The sequence below is a fragment of the Rathayibacter sp. AY1A2 genome (assembly GCF_002930935.1).
Lineage (GTDB): Bacteria > Actinomycetota > Actinomycetes > Actinomycetales > Microbacteriaceae > Rathayibacter.
In genome coordinates this window covers 1-16,156 of the sequence record NZ_PSTP01000024.1, presented here as the reverse complement: position 1 = coordinate 16,156, position 16,156 = coordinate 1, and the positions used below count along the sequence as shown (strand labels likewise).

Below are 16,156 nucleotides of genomic sequence, written 5' to 3'. Positions count from 1 at the left end.
TGGCTCGAAAGTTGAGTTCGACGGACTCAACTTTACTCCCGCGACGGCTCCGGCGGTCAGGCCGTCAGAAGATCGCTGTCGCGGCCCTGGAGCGTCTCGAGCGCGTTCCGGAGGATCGAGCGCAGCCGGAACTCGTCGATCCCCGTCAGCGCCGAGATCTCGGCCTGCGAGAAGCCGCCGGCCGCAGCCAGCAGCAGGAGCTCGCGGTCCGGGCAGTCGAGGGCGAGCAGGCCGCTGCCGAGCGGACGCCGGGCGAGCTCGTGCGCGGACCCGAGGGTCTCGCAGAGGACCTCGAGCACCCAGAGCACGGGCTCCGGCGAGCGGGCGCCCTCGCGGGAGCGGCGCCAGACGGCGGTGAAGACGTCGGTGCAGAGCCGGTCGCGTCCGGCCGGGTCGGCCTGGACCGTGCCGACGCACGCCGAGACGAGGCCGCCGAAGCGGTCGACGAGCTCTCCCAGAGCGGAGGCGTCCCCCGTGGCGGAGCGGGTCAGCAGACGGGCGGCGTCCTGCGTCAGCGGCGGACGCACCCGTCCACCGGTCCCGTCCTCGCCTCCAGCACTCACGGGCCCCAGCGTGTCACCGACTCCGTGACGGCGGGACCAGTTGCGCGGAAGGGGGGTGACAGGTATAGAGCGGATCCGCTGTCCGACATCAGAGGCGCGGCCAGCGCGCGCGGGCGAAGCAGAAGAGCCCGTAGGCGATGAGCCCGACCGCGACGAAGCCGAGGAGGAGCACGCCCGCCGGCAGCTCCACGAGCGACTTCAGCGCCTCGTCGAGCCCGCCCGCCTGCTCCGGATCGTGAGTGACGGCGGCGACGATCAGCAGCACGCCGAGAGCGCCGAGGACCACGCCCTTGGCGACGTAGCCGGCGACGCCGAGCACGGTGACGACGGTGCCCGCCGTGCCGCCCGGCTCCGCGACGTTCTCGAGGAACTTCCTGCTCGCTCCGCGGTACACGAAGACGCCGCCGACCGCGAGGACGGCCAGTCCCGCGATCACGAGCAGCACGACTCCGCCCGGCGCCGAGAGCACCTGCGCGCTCGCGCTCTCGGACGACTCGGACGAGCTCGACCCGCCGCCCGTCGCGAACTTCAGCGCCGTCACGCCGAGGGCGCCGTAGACGACGGCCTTGCCCGCCTCCTTGAGCCGGCTGCCCCAGGTCTTCAGGGCGCTCTCGCGCGGGCGGACGAGGAACGCCTCGAGCAGCCCCCACAGCGCCAGGCCGAAGAGGCCGACCGTGCAGATCCACAGGATCACCAGACCGCCGGGCTGCGCCGCGAGGGCGCCGAGAGCACCGCTCTGGTCGGCCTCGCCTCCGCCGCCGCGGGCCACGCCGAGCGCGATCACTCCGATCAGGAGGTGGACGAGGCCGTTCGCCGCGAAGCCGCCGCGGGCGAGGGTCCGCACCGCCCGCGAGTCCTGGATGTCGTCGGCGGTGCGCTGGGCGTCTGCGGTGCTCGGAGTGTTCACAGGGTGGACGCTACGCGTTTCCACACCCCCGCGCCCGGCGCTCCGCCGTTCGGAGGTGCTCCCGGAGCCGGTTCTCCACACCTTTCCACAGGGTTGTCCACAGCTGTGGAATCGCTGGAGGGACGAGCGGATCACACGTCGACGGCGCGGACGAGCCCGTCCTGCACGCCGCCCAGCCAGTCGTAGACGCTGCGGATCGCGGCCGCACTCCCCTCCTCCGGGACGACGTCGTCGGTGTCGTCGATGCCGAGCCGCACGGCCAGAGCGAGCCGCATGTCGGTCAGTGCGCGGAGCCAGGCGATCGCCTGCGGCTCCTCGAGACGGACCGCGACCTCGCCCAGCCCCTCGAAGATCCGGCCGTGACTCGTGCCGTCGCCGGCGTCGAGGGCCGCCGTGACGGCGCGGGCGTCGTCCATCTTGCGGGCGGCGAGGTCCGGAGCGGTGAAGCGGCGGAACTCGTCGGCCGCCTCGGCGTCGTCGCGGTAGGCGTCGGGCAGGAGGCGCGCGAGCGCTGGATCGGAGCGGGCCTCCTCCGAGGACGCCCCGCGGTCGAGCAGCTCGAGCATCTCGCCGGCCAGATGGCGGAGGATCCCGGCCTCCTCGCGGTCGAAGCGGGCGACGGCCGCCCCGGAGGAGTCGCGGCGGAACGCGCGCATCAGCCGAGTCCTCGGATGCCGCGAGCGGAGCACTCTCCGGTCTCCGCGGCGGTGGGGCGCAGCGGGGCGCTCACGCGTCGGCCTTCTGCAGCGTCGCCCACAGGCCGTAGCCGTGCATCGCCTCCACGTGCCGCTCCATCTCCTCGCGGTTGCCGGTCGCGACGACCGCGCGCCCCTCGGTGTGCACCTGCAGCATCAGCCGCTCCGCCTCGGCCCGGCCGAAGCCGAAGTAGCTGCGGAAGACGTACGAGACGTACGACATCAGGTTGACCGGATCGTCCCAGACCAGCACGATCCACGGGACCTCGGCCGCCGAGCGGGTCGCCAGGCGCTCGTCCGCGCGCTCGATCGTGTCCGCCATCCCTCCAGCGTAGGCCGCGGCGCGGGCGGACGCCCGGGCGCGCGGCCCGGAGCGCGCTGCCCGCAGCCCGCGAGTGCCCAGGAGTCGTCGCACTCGGCGCGGGGGCACGAGGACGGGGACCGCGAGAAGCCAGGAGTCGTCGCAGTCGAGCGCGAGTGCGACGACTTCTGGACGGTCGGAGCAGAGGCAGCAGCGCCGCCCGCCCTACGCCGACAGGCGCGGCAGGACCTCCCGGGCGAAGAAGTCGAGGTGGTCGAGGTCCTGCAGGTCCATGAACTGCAGGTAGACGCGCTCGCAGCCGGCCTCGCGGAGGGACTCGAGGCGGTCGACCGCCTCGTCGACGCCGCCGGCCACTCCGTGTTCGCGCAGCTCGGCGGGCTCGCGGCCGATCGCCGCGGCACGGCGCGTGAACTCCGCCTCGTCGCCTCCGCCGACCGCGATCAGCGCGACCGAGTGCACGAGCGACGAGGGCTCGCGCCCGATCGCCCGGCACGCCTCATCGACGCGCTCGAAGGCCCCCGGGATCGCATCGAATTCGGGGAAGGGCAGGTTGAACTCGCTCGCGAACCGCGCCGCGAGCGCCGGGGTCCGCTTGGGGCCGCCGCCACCGACGATCACCGGCAGCGGCAGGCGGGCGGGCTTGGGCAGGGCCGGGGAGTCGGTCAGCGTGTAGTGCTCGCCGGCGAAGGAGTAGCGCTCGCCGACCGGCGTCGACCACAGGCCGGTCACGATCTCGAGCTGCTCCTCGAGGAGGTCGAAGCGGCGCGGAGGGAAGGGGATGCCGTACGCGGCGTGCTCCTCCTCGAACCAGCCGGTGCCGAGGCCGAGCTCGGCACGGCCCCCGGACATCGCGTCGACCTGGGCGACCTGGATCGCGAGGATCCCCGGCGGCCGGTAGGTGACGGAGGAGACGAGGGTGCCGAGCGCGATCCGCTCGGTCTCGCGGGCGAGGCCGGCGAGCGTCGTCCACGCGTCGGACGGGCCCACACCGGGGTCGCCGTCCCCCATCCGGAGGTAGTGGTCGGAGCGGAAGAAGCCGTCGTAGCCGAGGCTCTCGGCGGCCTGCGCGACGGCGAGGAGGTCCTCGTAGCTCGCGCCCTGCTGGGGTTCGGTGAAGACTCTGAACTGCACGGGTCCAGCCTCCCGCACCGGGGCCGGATCATGCCAGCCCGGCTCCCCCGGCCGGGGCCGCCGACGGGCCCCCGTGTACCGTGGACGGTTGCCGCCGACGAGAGGACCCCATGTCCGAGCACCCGTCCTCCCCGGACACCGCCCCCGCCACCGCGGGCACGACCGCCCCTCCGCACAGCCTCGCGCGGTGGGTCTTCTGGCCCGCCGCCGTCCTGACGCTGTCGATCGCGGCCTTCGCGATCCTCGCGCCCGACGCCGCGACCTCCGTGTTCTCGACGCTGCAGACCACCGTCGTCAACACGTTCAGCTGGTACTACGTGCTGATCGCCGCGGTCTTCGTGGCCTTCGCCATCTGGATGGGCGTGAGCCGCTTCGGCGACATCAAGCTCGGCGCCGACGACGACGAGCCCGAGTTCTCGATGCTCGCCTGGATCTCGCTCCTCTTCGCCGCCGGCATGGGCATCGGCCTCGTCTTCTACGGCGTCGCGGAGCCACTCACCCACTTCGCCACTCCGCGCCCGGGCGTCACCGGCACCGAGACGCAGCTCGCGCAGAGCGCGATCTCGCAGACCTACCTGCACTGGGGCGTCCACGCCTGGTCCATCTACGTGGTGGTCGGCCTCGCCCTCGCGTACGCGATCCACCGCCGCAAGCGGCCGGTGTCGATCCGCTGGGCGCTGGAGCCGCTGCTGGGCCGCCGGGTCCGCGGCGGCTGGGGCAACGCGATCGACGTGGTCGCCCTGGTCGGCACCATGTTCGGAGTCGCGACCTCGCTCGGCCTGGGCGTCACCCAGATCTCAGCGGGACTGGAGGCGAGCGGCATCGTGGAGTCGTCGCTCACCGTGCAGATCGTGGTCATCGCCGTGGTCACGGGCCTGACCGTCTTCTCGCTGATCTCGGGCGTGGGCAAGGGCATGAAGTGGCTCTCGACCGGCAACCTGCTGCTCGCCGCCGCGCTCCTCGTCTTCGTGCTCGTCGCCGGCCCGACCCAGTTCCTCCTCCGCGAGTTCGTGCAGTCGCTCGGCAACTACCTGCAGAACTTCATCGGCCTGACCTTCACGGTCAGCGCCTACGCCGGGCGCGAGGGCGAGCAGTGGCAGGCCTCGTGGACCACGTTCTACTGGGGCTGGTGGATGTCGTGGGCGCCGTTCGTCGGCATCTTCATCGCCCGCGTCTCCAAGGGCCGGACGGTCCGCGAGTTCGTCGGCGGCGTGCTGCTCGTGCCGACGATCATGACCTTCCTCTGGTTCAGCGTCCTCGGCGGCACGGCCATCTACCGGGAGCTCTACGGCGACGGCGGCCTCGTCGGCGCCGACGGCTCGGTCGACACCAACCTGGCGCTCTTCTCGATGCTGCAGGGACTGCCCGCGGGCTCGGTGCTGACGATCGGCGCGATCCTCCTGATCGGCGTCTTCTTCGTGACCTCCGCCGACTCCGGAGCGCTGGTGATGTCGATGATCGCGACCGGCGGCGAGCCGGAGCCGCGCAACCGCATCCGCGTGTTCTTCGCCGTCGCGACCGCGCTGCTCGCCCTGTCGCTCCTGATCGCCGGCGGCCTCGACGCCCTGCAGACCGCGGCGATCCTCTCGGCCCTGCCGTTCAGCGTCGTGATGATCCTGATGTGCGTCGCGACGGTGATCGCCTTCCGACGCGAGATCCGCGCGTACGACAAGGCCCGCCGCAAGGCGTTCGTCGGCGACATCGGCACGTTCTACGGCCTCGAGGTCGAGGATCCGGCGGAGCGCGAGCCCGCCCACCCGATCAAGCGCCTCGCGAGCCGCCTGAAGCCGGGGTCGAAGGAGTAATCGGCTCGGAGGAGAAGCCAGATCGGAGGAGGCCGGGCGCCGCTGGGGCGCCCGGCCGGTCGATCAGCTGGGCGACGGGATGAAGGGGTGCTCCGGCGGGTCCTGGTCGTCGCCGAGGCGGGCGTCGGCGCCCTGGTCGAGCGCCTCGTCGATCGACTCGGGGTCGTCGATCTCGGCCGGGTCCTCCGGCGGGACCGGCAGGGAGTCGCCGTCGGGGCGGGTGGTGTCGGTGACGTCCTCGGGGGCGTCGAAGCCGAAGCTGCTCATGGTTCCCTCTCCGCGGTGCGCCCGGGAGGCGGCGCCGCTGCGGGCAGCCTAGGTCGCGCCCCCGGAGGCGGTCACGGACTTGACGGGGCACCCGAGGGGCGCCGCGGGGTCGGCCTGCTCCGGAGGAGCATCCGCCCCGGCAGCCGTCAGTGCACGTACTCGAGCAGGTCGGCTCCGAGGGTGCGCATGCCCTCCAGCACCGCGAGGCGGTAGTGCAGGGTCGTGTCGTCGAACTGGGTGGCGACCGCGTAGGCGACTCCGGCGCGCGGGCCGCGGAGGACGCCGGCCTCGGCGCGGATGCCGACGTCGGTGCCGGTCGCGTTGACGAGCAGGACCCCGTGGTCGGGGTGGCGGTGCGCGAGCGGGTCGAGCCCGAACGAGGCGGCGACCATCGAGAGGTCGGTGCCGAGCGAGAGCCAGCCGATCACCCGCGAGCTCACGGCGGCGTCCACGATCTCGCCGTTCGCGAGGGTGGCGAGCAGCCAGGTCAGCTCGCGGGCGGAGCCGATCGAGAGCTGCGGCGCGTCGTCCGGGCCGCGCTCATCGCGCACGACGTCGAGCAGGGCGGTGCGGGAGAGGCCGAGCGCCTCCGCCCGCTCGCGCACGGCATCGAGGCCGACGCGGCGCAGCAGGACGTTGGTCGCGAGGTTGTCGCTCGAGGCACCGACGAGGGCGGCGAGGTCGGCGATCGGCATCGACGGCACCTGGAGGTGCTGCCAGAGCCCGGAGCCCGAGACCGCGTCCGCCGCGGTCCGGTCGACCAGGCGCAGGTTCTCCTGCGGCTCGTTCGCCAGCCGGGCGGCGACCTCGATCAGCAGCACGACGGTGCCGAGGGAGGCGGTGGGCATCGAGACGGAGTCGTCGACCGCGAACAGGGTGCGGCCGGTCGCCAGGTCGACGGCGCGCGCCGAGACGACGACCCCGTCGATCGCGAGACGGCCGAGGGCGTCGAAGCCGCGCTGGAAGTTCTCGCGGTCACCGCCGCCCTTGTGGCGCCCCCGGCGGTTGCGTCGGCTCTCACGGCGGGTCTCGCTGGTGGGGATCACCACGGGTACGGCCCCTCTACGGGTCGGGAGTGCGGTCGTGCGGAGGGGGGACCTGGGTCCTCACGCGCCGGCAGGACGCGCGATCGGCGGACGACCCCGCTGCATCGGTCGGCTCTCGATGCCCGGGGCTCCTCGTCCGTGGTGCGGAGGTGGTCGGCGGCGACTACCAGATGGTGACGCGCTCGCTCGGGGAGAGCCAGAGGGCGTCGCCTTCGGAGACGTCAAAAGTAGCGTAGAACTCGTCGATGTTCCGGACGATCTGGTTGCAGCGGAACTCGGCCGGAGCGTGCGGATCGATGGCGAGGAGGCGGATCGTCTCCTCGTCGCGCGACTTCTGCTGCCAGGCCTGCGCCCAGGAGAGGAAGAAGCGCTCGGCGCCGGTCAGGCCGTCCACGACGGGCGGCTCCTCGCCGTCCAGCGAGAGCAGGTACGCCTTCCAGGCGATGCCGAGACCGCCGAGGTCGCCGATGTTCTCGCCGATGGTCAGGGCGCCGTTCACGTGGTGCCCGGGCGTGGTCGCGGGAGCGAGCGCGTCGTACTGCGCGATGAGCGCCTTCGTCCGCTCCTCGAACGCGGCACGGTCCTCCTCGGTCCACCAGTCGGTGAGGCGGCCGTCGCCGTCGAAGCGCGAGCCCTGGTCGTCGAAGCCGTGGCCGATCTCGTGACCGATGACGGCGCCGATCGCTCCGTAGTTCGCGGCGGGGTCGCGGGCCTCGTCGAAGAAGGGGAACTGCAGGATCGCGGCCGGGAAGACGATCTCGTTGAAGCCCGGGTTGTAGTACGCGTTGATCGTCTGCGGGGTCATGAACCACTCGTCGCGGTCGAGCGGGCGGCCGATCTTGCCGAGCTCGCGGGCGAACTCGAACTCGGCCACGCGGCGGGCGTTGCCGAGCAGGTCGGCCGGGTCGATCGAGAGGGCGGAGTAGTCGCGCCAGCGCACCGGGTAGCCGATCTTGGGCGTGAACTTCGCGAGCTTCTCGAGCGCGCGCTCGCGGGTGGCGGGGCTCATCCACTCCAGGTCGACGATGGAGCGGCGGTACGCCTCGATGAGGTTCGCGACCAGCACGTCCATCGCGGCCTTCGCCGTCTCGGGGAAGTGGCGGGCGACGTAGGTGCGGCCGACCGCCTCGCCGAGCGAGCCCTCGACGAGCGAGACGGCGCGCTTCCAGCGCTCCCGCTTCTGCGGGGTGCCGGTGAGGGTGCGGCCGTAGAAGTCGAAGTTGGCGTCGACGAAGCCGCTGGACAGGTAGGCCGCGGCTCCGCGGATCACCTGCCAGGACAGCCAGTCGCGCCAGGCCGGGAGCCGGTCCTCGGTGAGCAGGCCCGCGAGACCCTGGAGGAAGCTCGGCTGGCGGACGACCACCTCGGCGAGCGCCCCCTCCGGAGCGCCCATCGCGGTGAGCCAGACGCCGAGGTCGACGCCCGCGGCGAGCTCCTCGACCTCGGACCAGGAGCGGAGGTTGTAGGTCGCCTGGCTGTCGCGGCTGCGGACCTTGTCCCAGTGCGTGGCGGCCAGGTCGGTCTCGAGGGCGACGATGCGCTCGGCGCGGGCCTCGGCGGCGTCGATGCCGGCCAGCGCCAGCATCCGCGCGACGAACGGCGTGTAGGCCTCGCGGACGGAGGCGAACTCCTCCTCGCGGTAGTAGCTCTCGTCCGGCAGGCCGAGGCCGCCCTGGTTGACGAAGACGAGGTAGCGCTCGGGGCTGCCCGGGTCGTTGTCGACGAAGAGGCCGAAGAGCCCGGGGACGCCGGTGCGCTCGAAGGCGCCGACCGCGCGGAGCAGGCCGGGGATCGAGTCGACCCGCTGCACGGCGGCGAGGTCGTCGGCGATCGGGGCGGCGCCGAGCTCCTCGGCCCGCTCCTCGTCCATGAAGGAGGCGTAGAGGTCGCCGAACAGTCGCTCCTCGGTGCCGTGCTGCGCGGTCTGCGCCTCGACGATGATGTCGCGCACGGCCTTCTCCGCCTCCTCCTGGAGCACGTGGAAGGAGCCGTAGCGCGCCTTGTCGGCGGGGATCTCGGTGCGGTCGATCCAGAGCCCGTTGACGTGCCGGTAGAGGTCGTCCTGCGGGCGCGTCGCGGGGCCGAGTTCGGAGCGGTCGATACCGGAGCGAGGCGTCGTCGAGGTCATGGCGGACAGCCTACGTCGGGGCGCCGACACGGTGGCGCGAGGTGCGGCGGGTCGAGCGCGGAGCCGCGGAGGGCGGGCGCGGAGCCGCGGAGGGCGGGCGCGGAGCCGCGGACGGGAGTGCCCGGCGCGGAGCCGCGGGAGGCCGGGCGCGCCACCGTCCGGCTCGCGGGGGCGGACTGCTCCTGCGAGCCGGACGGTGGCCGACGGGGACGCCGGAGCGTCAGCGCCCGAGCTGCTCCTCGACGTACGCGCGGATCGGCGTGGTCGGCCGCCCGATCAGGCGGGCGAGCGAGCCGTCGGTCCCGCCGAGGAGGCCGTCGGCGATGTTCGCGTCGAGGCCGACGACGAAGCCGACTCCGCCCTCGGGGACGCCGGCGCCGGTGAGGACGCGGGCGTGCTCGTCGGAGGAGACGTGGCTGATCGCGGCGTCGCGTCCGGCGACCTCGGCGACGATCGCGGCCAGCTCGTCGAAGCTCCAGGCGGTGTCGCCGGAGAGCTCGTGCACGGTGCCGACCAGGGACGGGTCGGTCAGGGCGACCGCTGCGGCCTCGGCGTAGTCGGTGCGCGCGGCGCTGGCGACGCGGCCCTCGCCTGCGCTCGAGAGGGTGCTGCCGGTGGAGGCGAGCTCGGCGACGGTCTGCTCGTAGTTCTCGTTGTACCAGCCGTTGCGGAGGATGACAGCGGGGACGCCGCTGGCGGCGATCGCCTCCTCCGTGGCCTTGTGCTCGGGGGCGAGGATGAGCGCGCTCGTGGTCGCCTTCGGGGCGCTCGTGTAGACCAGGCGCGCGCCGGCGCGGACGGCGGCGTCGATCGCAGCGGTGTGCTGCGCGACGCGCCTGCCGACCTCGGAGCCCGAGACGAGGAGGACGGCCTCGGCGCCGGAGAAGGCGTCGTCGAGCGAGGCGGGGTCGTCGAAGTCCGCGACGGCGGTGCGGACGCCGAGGTCGGCGGCGAGCGCCTCGAGCTTCGCGGCGTCGCGGCCGGTGGCGACGATGTCGGAGGCGGCGGTGCCGCGGGCGAGCAGGTGCTCGACGGCGAGACGGCCGAGGTGGCCGGTGGCTCCGGTGACGACGAGGGTCATGAGGGGTCCTTCCTGACGGGTGGGGCGGGCGGGGTCCGCCGCCAGGAGGGTGCAACCGGCGCATCCTCCTCCTGCTTCCCGGAATGCAGTACCCACTATTTCGTTAGTACAGTCACCACCCCTGTCCCGAGGAGCACCCCATGACGATCGCCGACTCCGCCCTGCTCGCCGGGGACGTCTACTCCGCCGACTGCCCGAGCCGCGAGGTCTTCGGGCACGTCACCAGCAAGTGGGGCGTCCTGGTGCTCGCGGCGCTCGCTCCGGGCACGCTGCGCTGGGGCGCTCTGCGGCGCCGGATCGGCGGGATCAGCGAGAAGATGCTCGCCCAGACGCTGCGGATCCTGGAGGAGGACGGCTTCGTGCACCGCGAGGCGCGGCCGGTCGTCCCGCCGCACGTCGAGTACCGGTTGACGCCGCTGGGAGCGGAGCTGGCGGAGCGTCTGCTGCCGGTCGTCGAATGGATCGCGGGGAACGTCGGGGCGGTCCTGGAGGCGCGCTCGGAGGGCCGCCGGGAGGGAAGGTGAGCCTCACCTTCTTGTGAGAACGTTCACGTTCCGTTCAGGGAGGAGCCTCCACCCGGCGGCATCGGCGCCCCCTCCCCCTGCTTGCCTCGATCGCGTCTCCTGCTCGTGATCGAAGGACCTCCATGTCAGACACCGCCCGCCGCCCGCTCCTCCTCCCGATGGCCGGCCACGTGCGCGGCAAGCGAAGCCCCGTCACCTGCGCGCTGAAGTGCGCCAACGCCTGCTCCACCGCGACCTGCAACACGTCGCACAACAGCTACTTCCGCGACATCGTCTCGTCGCAGCTCTCCCGCCGCAGCGCCCTCGGCCTCGGCCTGGCCGGCGCGGTCACCGTCGCCGTCGCCTCCGCCGGAGGAGCGCCCACCGCCGAGGCGGCCGTGGCGACCGCGGCCGACGGCTCGCCGCTCGCCTTCACTCCGATCGCTCCGGTGCCGTACACGGTCGACCGGTTCACCGTCCCCGAGGGCTTCGCCTGGCAGCCGATCATCCGCTGGGGCGACCCGCTCTTCGCCGACAGCCCCGCCTTCGACATCGCCGACCAGACGGAGGCCGCCCAGGCCGCGCAGTTCGGCTACAACAACGACTACACCGACATCGTCGAGATCCCGGGCTCGAAGCGCCTCCGCGCCCTGCTCGTCGTGAACCACGAGTACACGAACGAGAGCATCATGTTCCCGGCCGCGCAGCTCGAGGCGGAGCCGGAGCGCGTGCGCGCCGTCGGCCGCGCCGCCCACGGCCTCAGCGTCGTCGAGCTGGTCCGCACCGCGGTCGACCGCCCGTGGGCCTACGTCCGCGGGGGCGAGCGCAACCGCCGCTACCTGATCGACACCCCCTACGAGGTGACCGGCGCCGCCGCCGGCACCGACCTGCTGAAGACGGTCGCCGACCCCGAGGGCCGCACCGTGCTCGGCACGCTCGGCAACTGCTCCGGGGGCACGACGCCGTGGGGCACGATCCTCTCGGGCGAGGAGAACTTCAACGGCTACTTCCGCGCCGTCGGCACGAGCGACGCCGAGAAGCGCTACGGCCTCGCCGACTCCGAGACCTCGCGCCTCTGGGAGCTCGACGACCCCCGCTTCGACGCCCGCACCCCGGGCTACGAGAACGAGCCGAACCGCTTCGGCTGGATCGTGGAGTTCGACCCCTTCGACCCCGACTCCACGCCGAAGAAGCACACGGCGCTCGGCCGGCTCAAGCACGAGGGCGCGAACGTCATCATCGCCCCGGACGGCCGCGTGGTCGCGTACCAGGGGGACGACGAGCGCTTCGACTACCTCTACAAGTTCGTCTCGACGAAGCGCTACATCGAGGGCGACCGCGCCCACAACAAGACCCTGCTGGAGGAGGGCGACCTCTACGTCGCCCGCTTCACCGGCGACTCCCCCGTCGCCGAGATCACCGGCACCGGGGCGGTCCCCTCGGACGGCGGCTTCGACGGGATCGGCGAGTGGCTGCCCCTGGTGCTGAACGGCGCCTCGACGATCGCCGGGATGAGCGTCGCCGAGGTGCTCGTGCACACCCGCCAGGCGGCGGACGCCGCGGGCGCGACCAAGATGGACCGCTGCGAGGACGTGCAGCCCAGCCTGGTCAGCGGCCGGATCTACGTGGCCTGCACCAACAACTCCGCCCGCGGCACCGAGGGCGCCAAGGAGGGCGCGACCGAGGTCAACCCGCGCACCGAGAACCGCGACGGCCACATCGTCGAGATCATCGAGGACGGCGGCGACCAGACCGGCCGCACCTTCACCTGGAACCTGCTGATGCTCTGCGGCGACCAGGCGCAGGGCGACGTCGTCTACTTCTCCGGCTTCCCGGCGGACCAGGTCTCACCGATCTCGTGCCCGGACAACCTGGCCTTCGACTCGGTCGGGAACCTCTGGATCTCGACCGACGGCGCCCCGAGCGGCATCGGCTACAACGACGGGCTCTTCAAGGTCGCGCTCGAGGGCGCGACGCGCGGCAGAGTGGAGCAGTTCCTCTCGGTGCCCCGCGACGCCGAGACCTGCGGACCGATCGTCCACGACCTCGACCAGCACGTGTTCGTGGCGGTGCAGCACCCGGGCGAGGAGGGCACCTTCGAGGCGCCGACCTCGTTCTTCCCGGACTACGGATCCACGGCGGCGGGGGCGGTGGCGGCACCGCGTCCGACCATCGTGCAGATCCTGCCGGCCTCGCAGGTGGTGGCGCCGACTCCGACGCCGACCGCCGGGCCGACCACGGCACCGACGACCCCGCCGACCACCGCGCCCACGGCGACTCCCACCACGGCGCCGACCGCCGGGCCGACCGCGGCGCCCACCGCGGCTCCGTCCCCGGTGCCCACGACCGCGCCGACCGGCACGCCCACCCCGCTGCCCGTCGGCGGCTCGGGCGGCGGGCTGGCCTCGACCGGAGTCGAGAGCGTCGGCCTGATCGCGGGCGCCACCGCACTCCTGGCCGCTGGCGCCACCGCGCTCGGCCTCGGAGCGCACCGCCGCGCGGCCGCCGAGGGCGAGGACGACCCGCAGGCGTGAGGCCGGACAGGGCCCGGGACCGATCGCAGGATCGGGGCCCGGGCCCTGTCGCGCTCGGGGACCCGCCGCTCAGGCCCCCGGGACCGGCGGGCCGGTGCGCCAGCGGAGGATCGCCGCGGCGTCGGCGTCGTGCGGCAGCGTCACCACGTCGACCCCCTCCGGAGCGGTGCGGGAGTCGGTGACGAGCACGCGCGCGTCCGTGAGCACGGCGGCGCGGGCCAGCGCGAGGGCGGCGTCGACGGAGTCGATCACCTCGGCGCCCAGCGCCTCCTCCGGGGCCGACGCGACCCACGGCTCCGCGGCGAGCGCCAGCAGAGCGCGCTCGCGCAGCCGGCCGGGGTCGAGCACCAGCGTCTCGACCTGCGCTGAGGCCAGCGCCGTGACGATCGCGCCGAGCGAGTACTCGACGGTGCGGCGCGGCTCCCCGGTGCGCAGGGCGTCGAGCACGTCCTCCTTCTCGCGCAGCAGGATGCGGTCGAGCTGCTCGTCGACGAACCGCTCCAGCGCCCCCTCCTCGCTGCCGGCGGCTCGCGTGTTCACGGGCTCGACGGCCAGGATCGCGGCGCTGCTCGGCGAGAGCTGCTGCGCGAGCAGCTGCCGGGCGTGGATGTCCCCCGCGACGACCAGCAGGCGCGGCCGGTGCACGCGCACGAGCTCGTCCACCGCGGCGGCGAGCTCGGCCTGCGTGCGCCGCCATATCTCCTCCGCGTGGTGGTGGAACCGGTCGTGCCGCCAGCCGCCGGCCTGCGCCTTGTGGAGGGTGTCGGTGCGGCCCTGCACGGCCTGCTCGGCCTCGGGTCGCTGCGCGCCCAGGCGGTGCAGGCGGATCTCGCCGCCGTCCCGCGAGGTCTCGACGACGAGGACGCGCAGGTCGGGCCGGTGCTGCAGCAGCGGCACGATGTCGGGGAGCGGGCTGTAGGAGACGCCCTCGGGCGCGACCGGCCGACCCGGCAGCACTTCGTTCAGCACGACCCTCCCGTCCACGGCGACCGCGAAGAGGCAGCAGGCGCCCTGGGGGCGCCCGGCCCCCTCGAGCAGAGCGGCGAGGGCCCGGATGTCGGCCTGGGGCGCACCCTGGCGGGCGAGCTCGTCTCCGAGGGACGTGGCGCGCTCGAGCGAGATGTCCGGCGGATCCCCGGAGTCGATCGCGAGGTCGACGTAGAGCTGCGACACGGGCCGGGAGTCGCGGAGGAGCTCGGCCAGGGTCGGGAGAGCGGGGGTGGTGGTCACCATCGGGTCGTCCTTTCCTGTCGTGTCCCGACAGTGACGGACGGCAGGAGCGGGAGGAGGGACGGGGTTGACTGCTCGCGCGCGCCTCAGAGCAGGCGGCGGGCGGAGGCCCAGGCGGTGAGCTCGTAGCGGGAGGAGAGCTGCAGCTTGCGGAGGACGGCGGAGACGTGGGACTCGACCGTCTTGACCGAGATGAAGAGCTCGGCGGCCGCCTCCTTGTAGGCGTAGCCGCGGGCGATCAGGCGCATCACCTCGCGCTCGCGGGCCGAGAGCCGGTCGAGCTCGTCCCCCGACTCCGCCTGCTCGCCCGCCAGCGCCCCGAAGGCGTCGAGCACGAAGCCGGCCAGGCGCGGCGAGAACACGGCGTCCCCGCCCGCCACCGCGAGCACGGCCCGGCTCACCTCGGCTCCGGAGCTGGCCTTGGTGATGTAGCCGCGGGCGCCGGCGCGGATCACGCCGACCACGTCCTCCGCGGCGTCCGAGACGCTCAGCGCCAGGAAGCGCGACGACGACCCGGCGCTGCGCCGCAACACCTCGGCCCCGCCTCCGCCCGCACCGCCCGGCAGGTGCACGTCGAGCAGCACCACCTCGGGCGCGAGCGAGGCGACCAGGCCGACGGCGGAGTCGACGTCGGCCGCCTCCCCGACGACCTCGAGCTCGGGGGCGAGGTCGGCCCGCAGGCCGGAGCGGAAGATGGAGTGGTCGTCGACCAGCAGCACGCGGGTCACCGCTCGACCTCCGCGGGGAGCCGCAGATGCACCTCGGTGCCGGTGCCGCCGACCCCGGGACGCACGGTCGCGCTGCCGCCCGCGCGCGCCATCCGGCCGATGATCGACTCGCGGATGCCGAGGCGGTCGCCGGGCACCTCGTCGAGGACGACGCCGGGGCCGCGGTCGCGCACGAACACGTCGACGCCCTGCACGGAGGACTCGAGGTACACCGAGACGTCGCCGCCCGCGTGCCGGGCCGCGTTGAGCACGGCCTCGCGGGTCGCGGCGAGGAGCGCGGCGGCGCCGGGGACGGACGCTCCGACGGCCACCACCTCGAGGTGCACGGGGTAGTCGAGCTCGACGGCGGCGGCGATCGCCCGGACCTCGGCGGCCAGGTCGTTGGCGACCGGGACGTCGCGCTCGAACAGCCAGTCGCGCAGCTCCCGCTCCTGGGCGCGGGCGATGCGGGCGACCTCGCTCGAGGCTCCGGCGCGGTTCTGGATGAGCGCGAGGGTCTGCAGCACGGAGTCGTGCAGGTGCGCGGCGATCTCTGCCCGCTGCTCCTCGCGCACGCGGGCGGCCCGCTCGCCCATCAGCTCGGACCAGAGGGTCACCACCCGGGGCGCGGCCAGCACGCCGGCGGCGATCAGCAGCACGCCCACGGCGAGCACCGCGTTGAGGGCGCTCGGGCGGCCGGTGAGCACGGCCGCTCCGGCGAGCACCAGCAGCGCGCAGGAGGCGAGGCGCACCGCGGAGCCGTACCGGGCGGGGCGGACGGCGTCGCCGCGGTCGAGCCCGAGGCTCCAGCCGACGGCTCCTCCCGCGAGCAGGCCGACGGCGACGAGCGCGCGCGTGATGTCGGCGTCGTCGCCGCTGTCGACGGTGATCAGCACGGCGAGCGCCGCGACGGCGGCGGCGAGGGTCAGCAGGCCGGCCACGGGAGCGGAGCGGCGGACGGCCGGATCCGCGTCGCGCGAGTCGAGCGGCGCGAGGGGCACCAGGGCCCAGAGCCAGAGGTAGAGGAGCGCGCCGCCCCCGCCGAGCGCGGTCGTGAGGGCGGCCAGGAGGCGGGTCCTCCGCACGCTCCAGCCGAGGTGGTCGGCGACCGCGGTGCACACTCCGCCGAGCAGCATCGTCCGCGGCCGCTGCAGCGGGGGGCGGACGGCGGTGCCGGGGACTGTGCTCACCCCTGCATCCAAACAGGTCGGCCGCACGATCGGGGGTGCTCTCGGGG

At 73.8% G+C, this 16,156-nt stretch carries 14 protein-coding genes and 1 pseudogene; 3 read left to right on the top strand and 12 right to left on the bottom strand.

Going from position 1 to position 16,156, the window contains the following annotated elements:
* Positions 1-56 precede the first annotated feature (56 nt).
* The 5 genes from C5B93_RS15180 to C5B93_RS15160 all read right to left on the bottom strand — a co-directional run bounded on the left by C5B93_RS15180 (position 57) and on the right by C5B93_RS15160 (position 3,618).
* The gene (locus C5B93_RS15180) at positions 57-563 is read right to left on the bottom strand and encodes an RNA polymerase sigma factor (protein WP_146078509.1); all 507 of its coding nucleotides are present in this window, start codon (positions 561-563) and stop codon (positions 57-59) included.
* An 88-nt stretch (positions 564-651) separates the two neighbouring features.
* Positions 652-1,470: a DUF1206 domain-containing protein gene (locus tag C5B93_RS15175; protein WP_104225741.1), complete on the bottom strand. Its 819-nt coding sequence runs from the start codon at positions 1,468-1,470 to the stop codon at positions 652-654.
* A gap of 131 nt (positions 1,471-1,601) precedes the next feature.
* The gene (locus C5B93_RS15170; protein ID WP_104225742.1) at positions 1,602-2,126 is read right to left on the bottom strand and encodes a DUF2017 domain-containing protein; all 525 of its coding nucleotides are present in this window, start codon (positions 2,124-2,126) and stop codon (positions 1,602-1,604) included.
* Positions 2,127-2,196: 70 nt separating this feature from the next.
* Positions 2,197-2,487 carry an ATP-dependent Clp protease adapter ClpS gene (clpS, locus tag C5B93_RS15165; protein WP_104222829.1) on the bottom strand — a complete coding sequence of 97 codons (291 nt, stop codon included), beginning with the start codon at positions 2,485-2,487 and terminating at the stop codon, positions 2,197-2,199.
* Between the two features lie 204 nt (positions 2,488-2,691).
* On the bottom strand, positions 2,692-3,618 hold the full coding sequence (locus tag C5B93_RS15160; RefSeq protein ID WP_104234367.1) for an LLM class F420-dependent oxidoreductase: 927 nt from the start codon (positions 3,616-3,618) through the stop codon (positions 2,692-2,694).
* 110 nt (positions 3,619-3,728) lie between these two features.
* On the opposite strand from C5B93_RS15160, the gene C5B93_RS15155 reads away from it, so the two are divergent.
* The gene (locus C5B93_RS15155) at positions 3,729-5,423 is read left to right on the top strand and encodes a BCCT family transporter (protein WP_104292816.1); all 1,695 of its coding nucleotides are present in this window, start codon (positions 3,729-3,731) and stop codon (positions 5,421-5,423) included.
* A 63-nt stretch (positions 5,424-5,486) separates the two neighbouring features.
* Here the strand turns inward: C5B93_RS15155 and C5B93_RS15150 are convergent, their stop codons facing one another.
* From C5B93_RS15150 to C5B93_RS15135, 4 genes are all read right to left on the bottom strand, one after another.
* Positions 5,487-5,690 (bottom strand): hypothetical protein, encoded by a 204-nt coding sequence (locus tag C5B93_RS15150; protein WP_104222832.1) that lies wholly within the window; start codon positions 5,688-5,690, stop codon positions 5,487-5,489.
* Between the two features lie 146 nt (positions 5,691-5,836).
* Entirely contained in the window at positions 5,837-6,739 is a 903-nt protein-coding gene (locus tag C5B93_RS15145; RefSeq protein WP_104292815.1) for a serine hydrolase, read from the bottom strand.
* A gap of 160 nt (positions 6,740-6,899) precedes the next feature.
* Positions 6,900-8,864, bottom strand: a complete 1,965-nt coding sequence (locus C5B93_RS15140) for a M13 family metallopeptidase (RefSeq protein WP_104292814.1) — start codon at positions 8,862-8,864, stop codon at positions 6,900-6,902.
* A gap of 220 nt (positions 8,865-9,084) precedes the next feature.
* Positions 9,085-9,945 carry an NmrA family NAD(P)-binding protein gene (locus tag C5B93_RS15135; protein WP_104292813.1) on the bottom strand — a complete coding sequence of 287 codons (861 nt, stop codon included), beginning with the start codon at positions 9,943-9,945 and terminating at the stop codon, positions 9,085-9,087.
* A 140-nt stretch (positions 9,946-10,085) separates the two neighbouring features.
* Here C5B93_RS15135 and C5B93_RS15130 point away from each other — a divergent pair, with 140 nt between their 5' ends.
* Positions 10,086-10,469, top strand: a complete 384-nt coding sequence (locus tag C5B93_RS15130) for a helix-turn-helix domain-containing protein (protein ID WP_104222836.1) — start codon at positions 10,086-10,088, stop codon at positions 10,467-10,469.
* Between the two features lie 122 nt (positions 10,470-10,591).
* Positions 10,592-12,631 (top strand): annotated as a pseudogene (locus tag C5B93_RS15125) (PhoX family phosphatase); the annotation flags it as partial.
* 420 nt (positions 12,632-13,051) lie between these two features.
* Here C5B93_RS15125 and C5B93_RS15120 read toward each other — a convergent pair.
* The 3 genes from C5B93_RS15120 to C5B93_RS15110 all read right to left on the bottom strand — a co-directional run bounded on the left by C5B93_RS15120 (position 13,052) and on the right by C5B93_RS15110 (position 16,109).
* On the bottom strand, positions 13,052-14,215 hold the full coding sequence (locus C5B93_RS15120; protein WP_104292811.1) for a Vms1/Ankzf1 family peptidyl-tRNA hydrolase: 1,164 nt from the start codon (positions 14,213-14,215) through the stop codon (positions 13,052-13,054).
* Positions 14,216-14,298: 83 nt separating this feature from the next.
* Complete coding sequence (locus tag C5B93_RS15115) at positions 14,299-14,940, bottom strand: response regulator transcription factor (RefSeq protein ID WP_104222839.1); 642 nt, start codon at positions 14,938-14,940, stop codon at positions 14,299-14,301.
* Positions 14,937-16,109: a sensor histidine kinase gene (locus C5B93_RS15110; RefSeq protein ID WP_104258189.1), complete on the bottom strand. Its 1,173-nt coding sequence runs from the start codon at positions 16,107-16,109 to the stop codon at positions 14,937-14,939. The genes C5B93_RS15115 and C5B93_RS15110 overlap by 4 nt, the downstream gene beginning before the upstream one ends.
* Positions 16,110-16,156: the final 47 nt, after the last annotated feature.

Coding starts and splice junctions, on each gene's coding strand:
- C5B93_RS15170 (WP_104225742.1), bottom strand. CDS start 2,126: ATGCGCGCGTTCCGCCGCGACTCCTCCGGGGCGGCCGTCGCCCGCTTC.
- clpS (WP_104222829.1), bottom strand. CDS start 2,487: ATGGCGGACACGATCGAGCGCGCGGACGAGCGCCTGGCGACCCGCTCG.
- C5B93_RS15155 (WP_104292816.1), top strand. CDS start 3,729: ATGTCCGAGCACCCGTCCTCCCCGGACACCGCCCCCGCCACCGCGGGC.
- C5B93_RS15150 (WP_104222832.1), bottom strand. CDS start 5,690: ATGAGCAGCTTCGGCTTCGACGCCCCCGAGGACGTCACCGACACCACC.
- C5B93_RS15140 (WP_104292814.1), bottom strand. CDS start 8,864: ATGACCTCGACGACGCCTCGCTCCGGTATCGACCGCTCCGAACTCGGC.
- C5B93_RS15135 (WP_104292813.1), bottom strand. CDS start 9,945: ATGACCCTCGTCGTCACCGGAGCCACCGGCCACCTCGGCCGTCTCGCC.
- C5B93_RS15130 (WP_104222836.1), top strand. CDS start 10,086: ATGACGATCGCCGACTCCGCCCTGCTCGCCGGGGACGTCTACTCCGCC.
- C5B93_RS15120 (WP_104292811.1), bottom strand. CDS start 14,215: ATGGTGACCACCACCCCCGCTCTCCCGACCCTGGCCGAGCTCCTCCGC.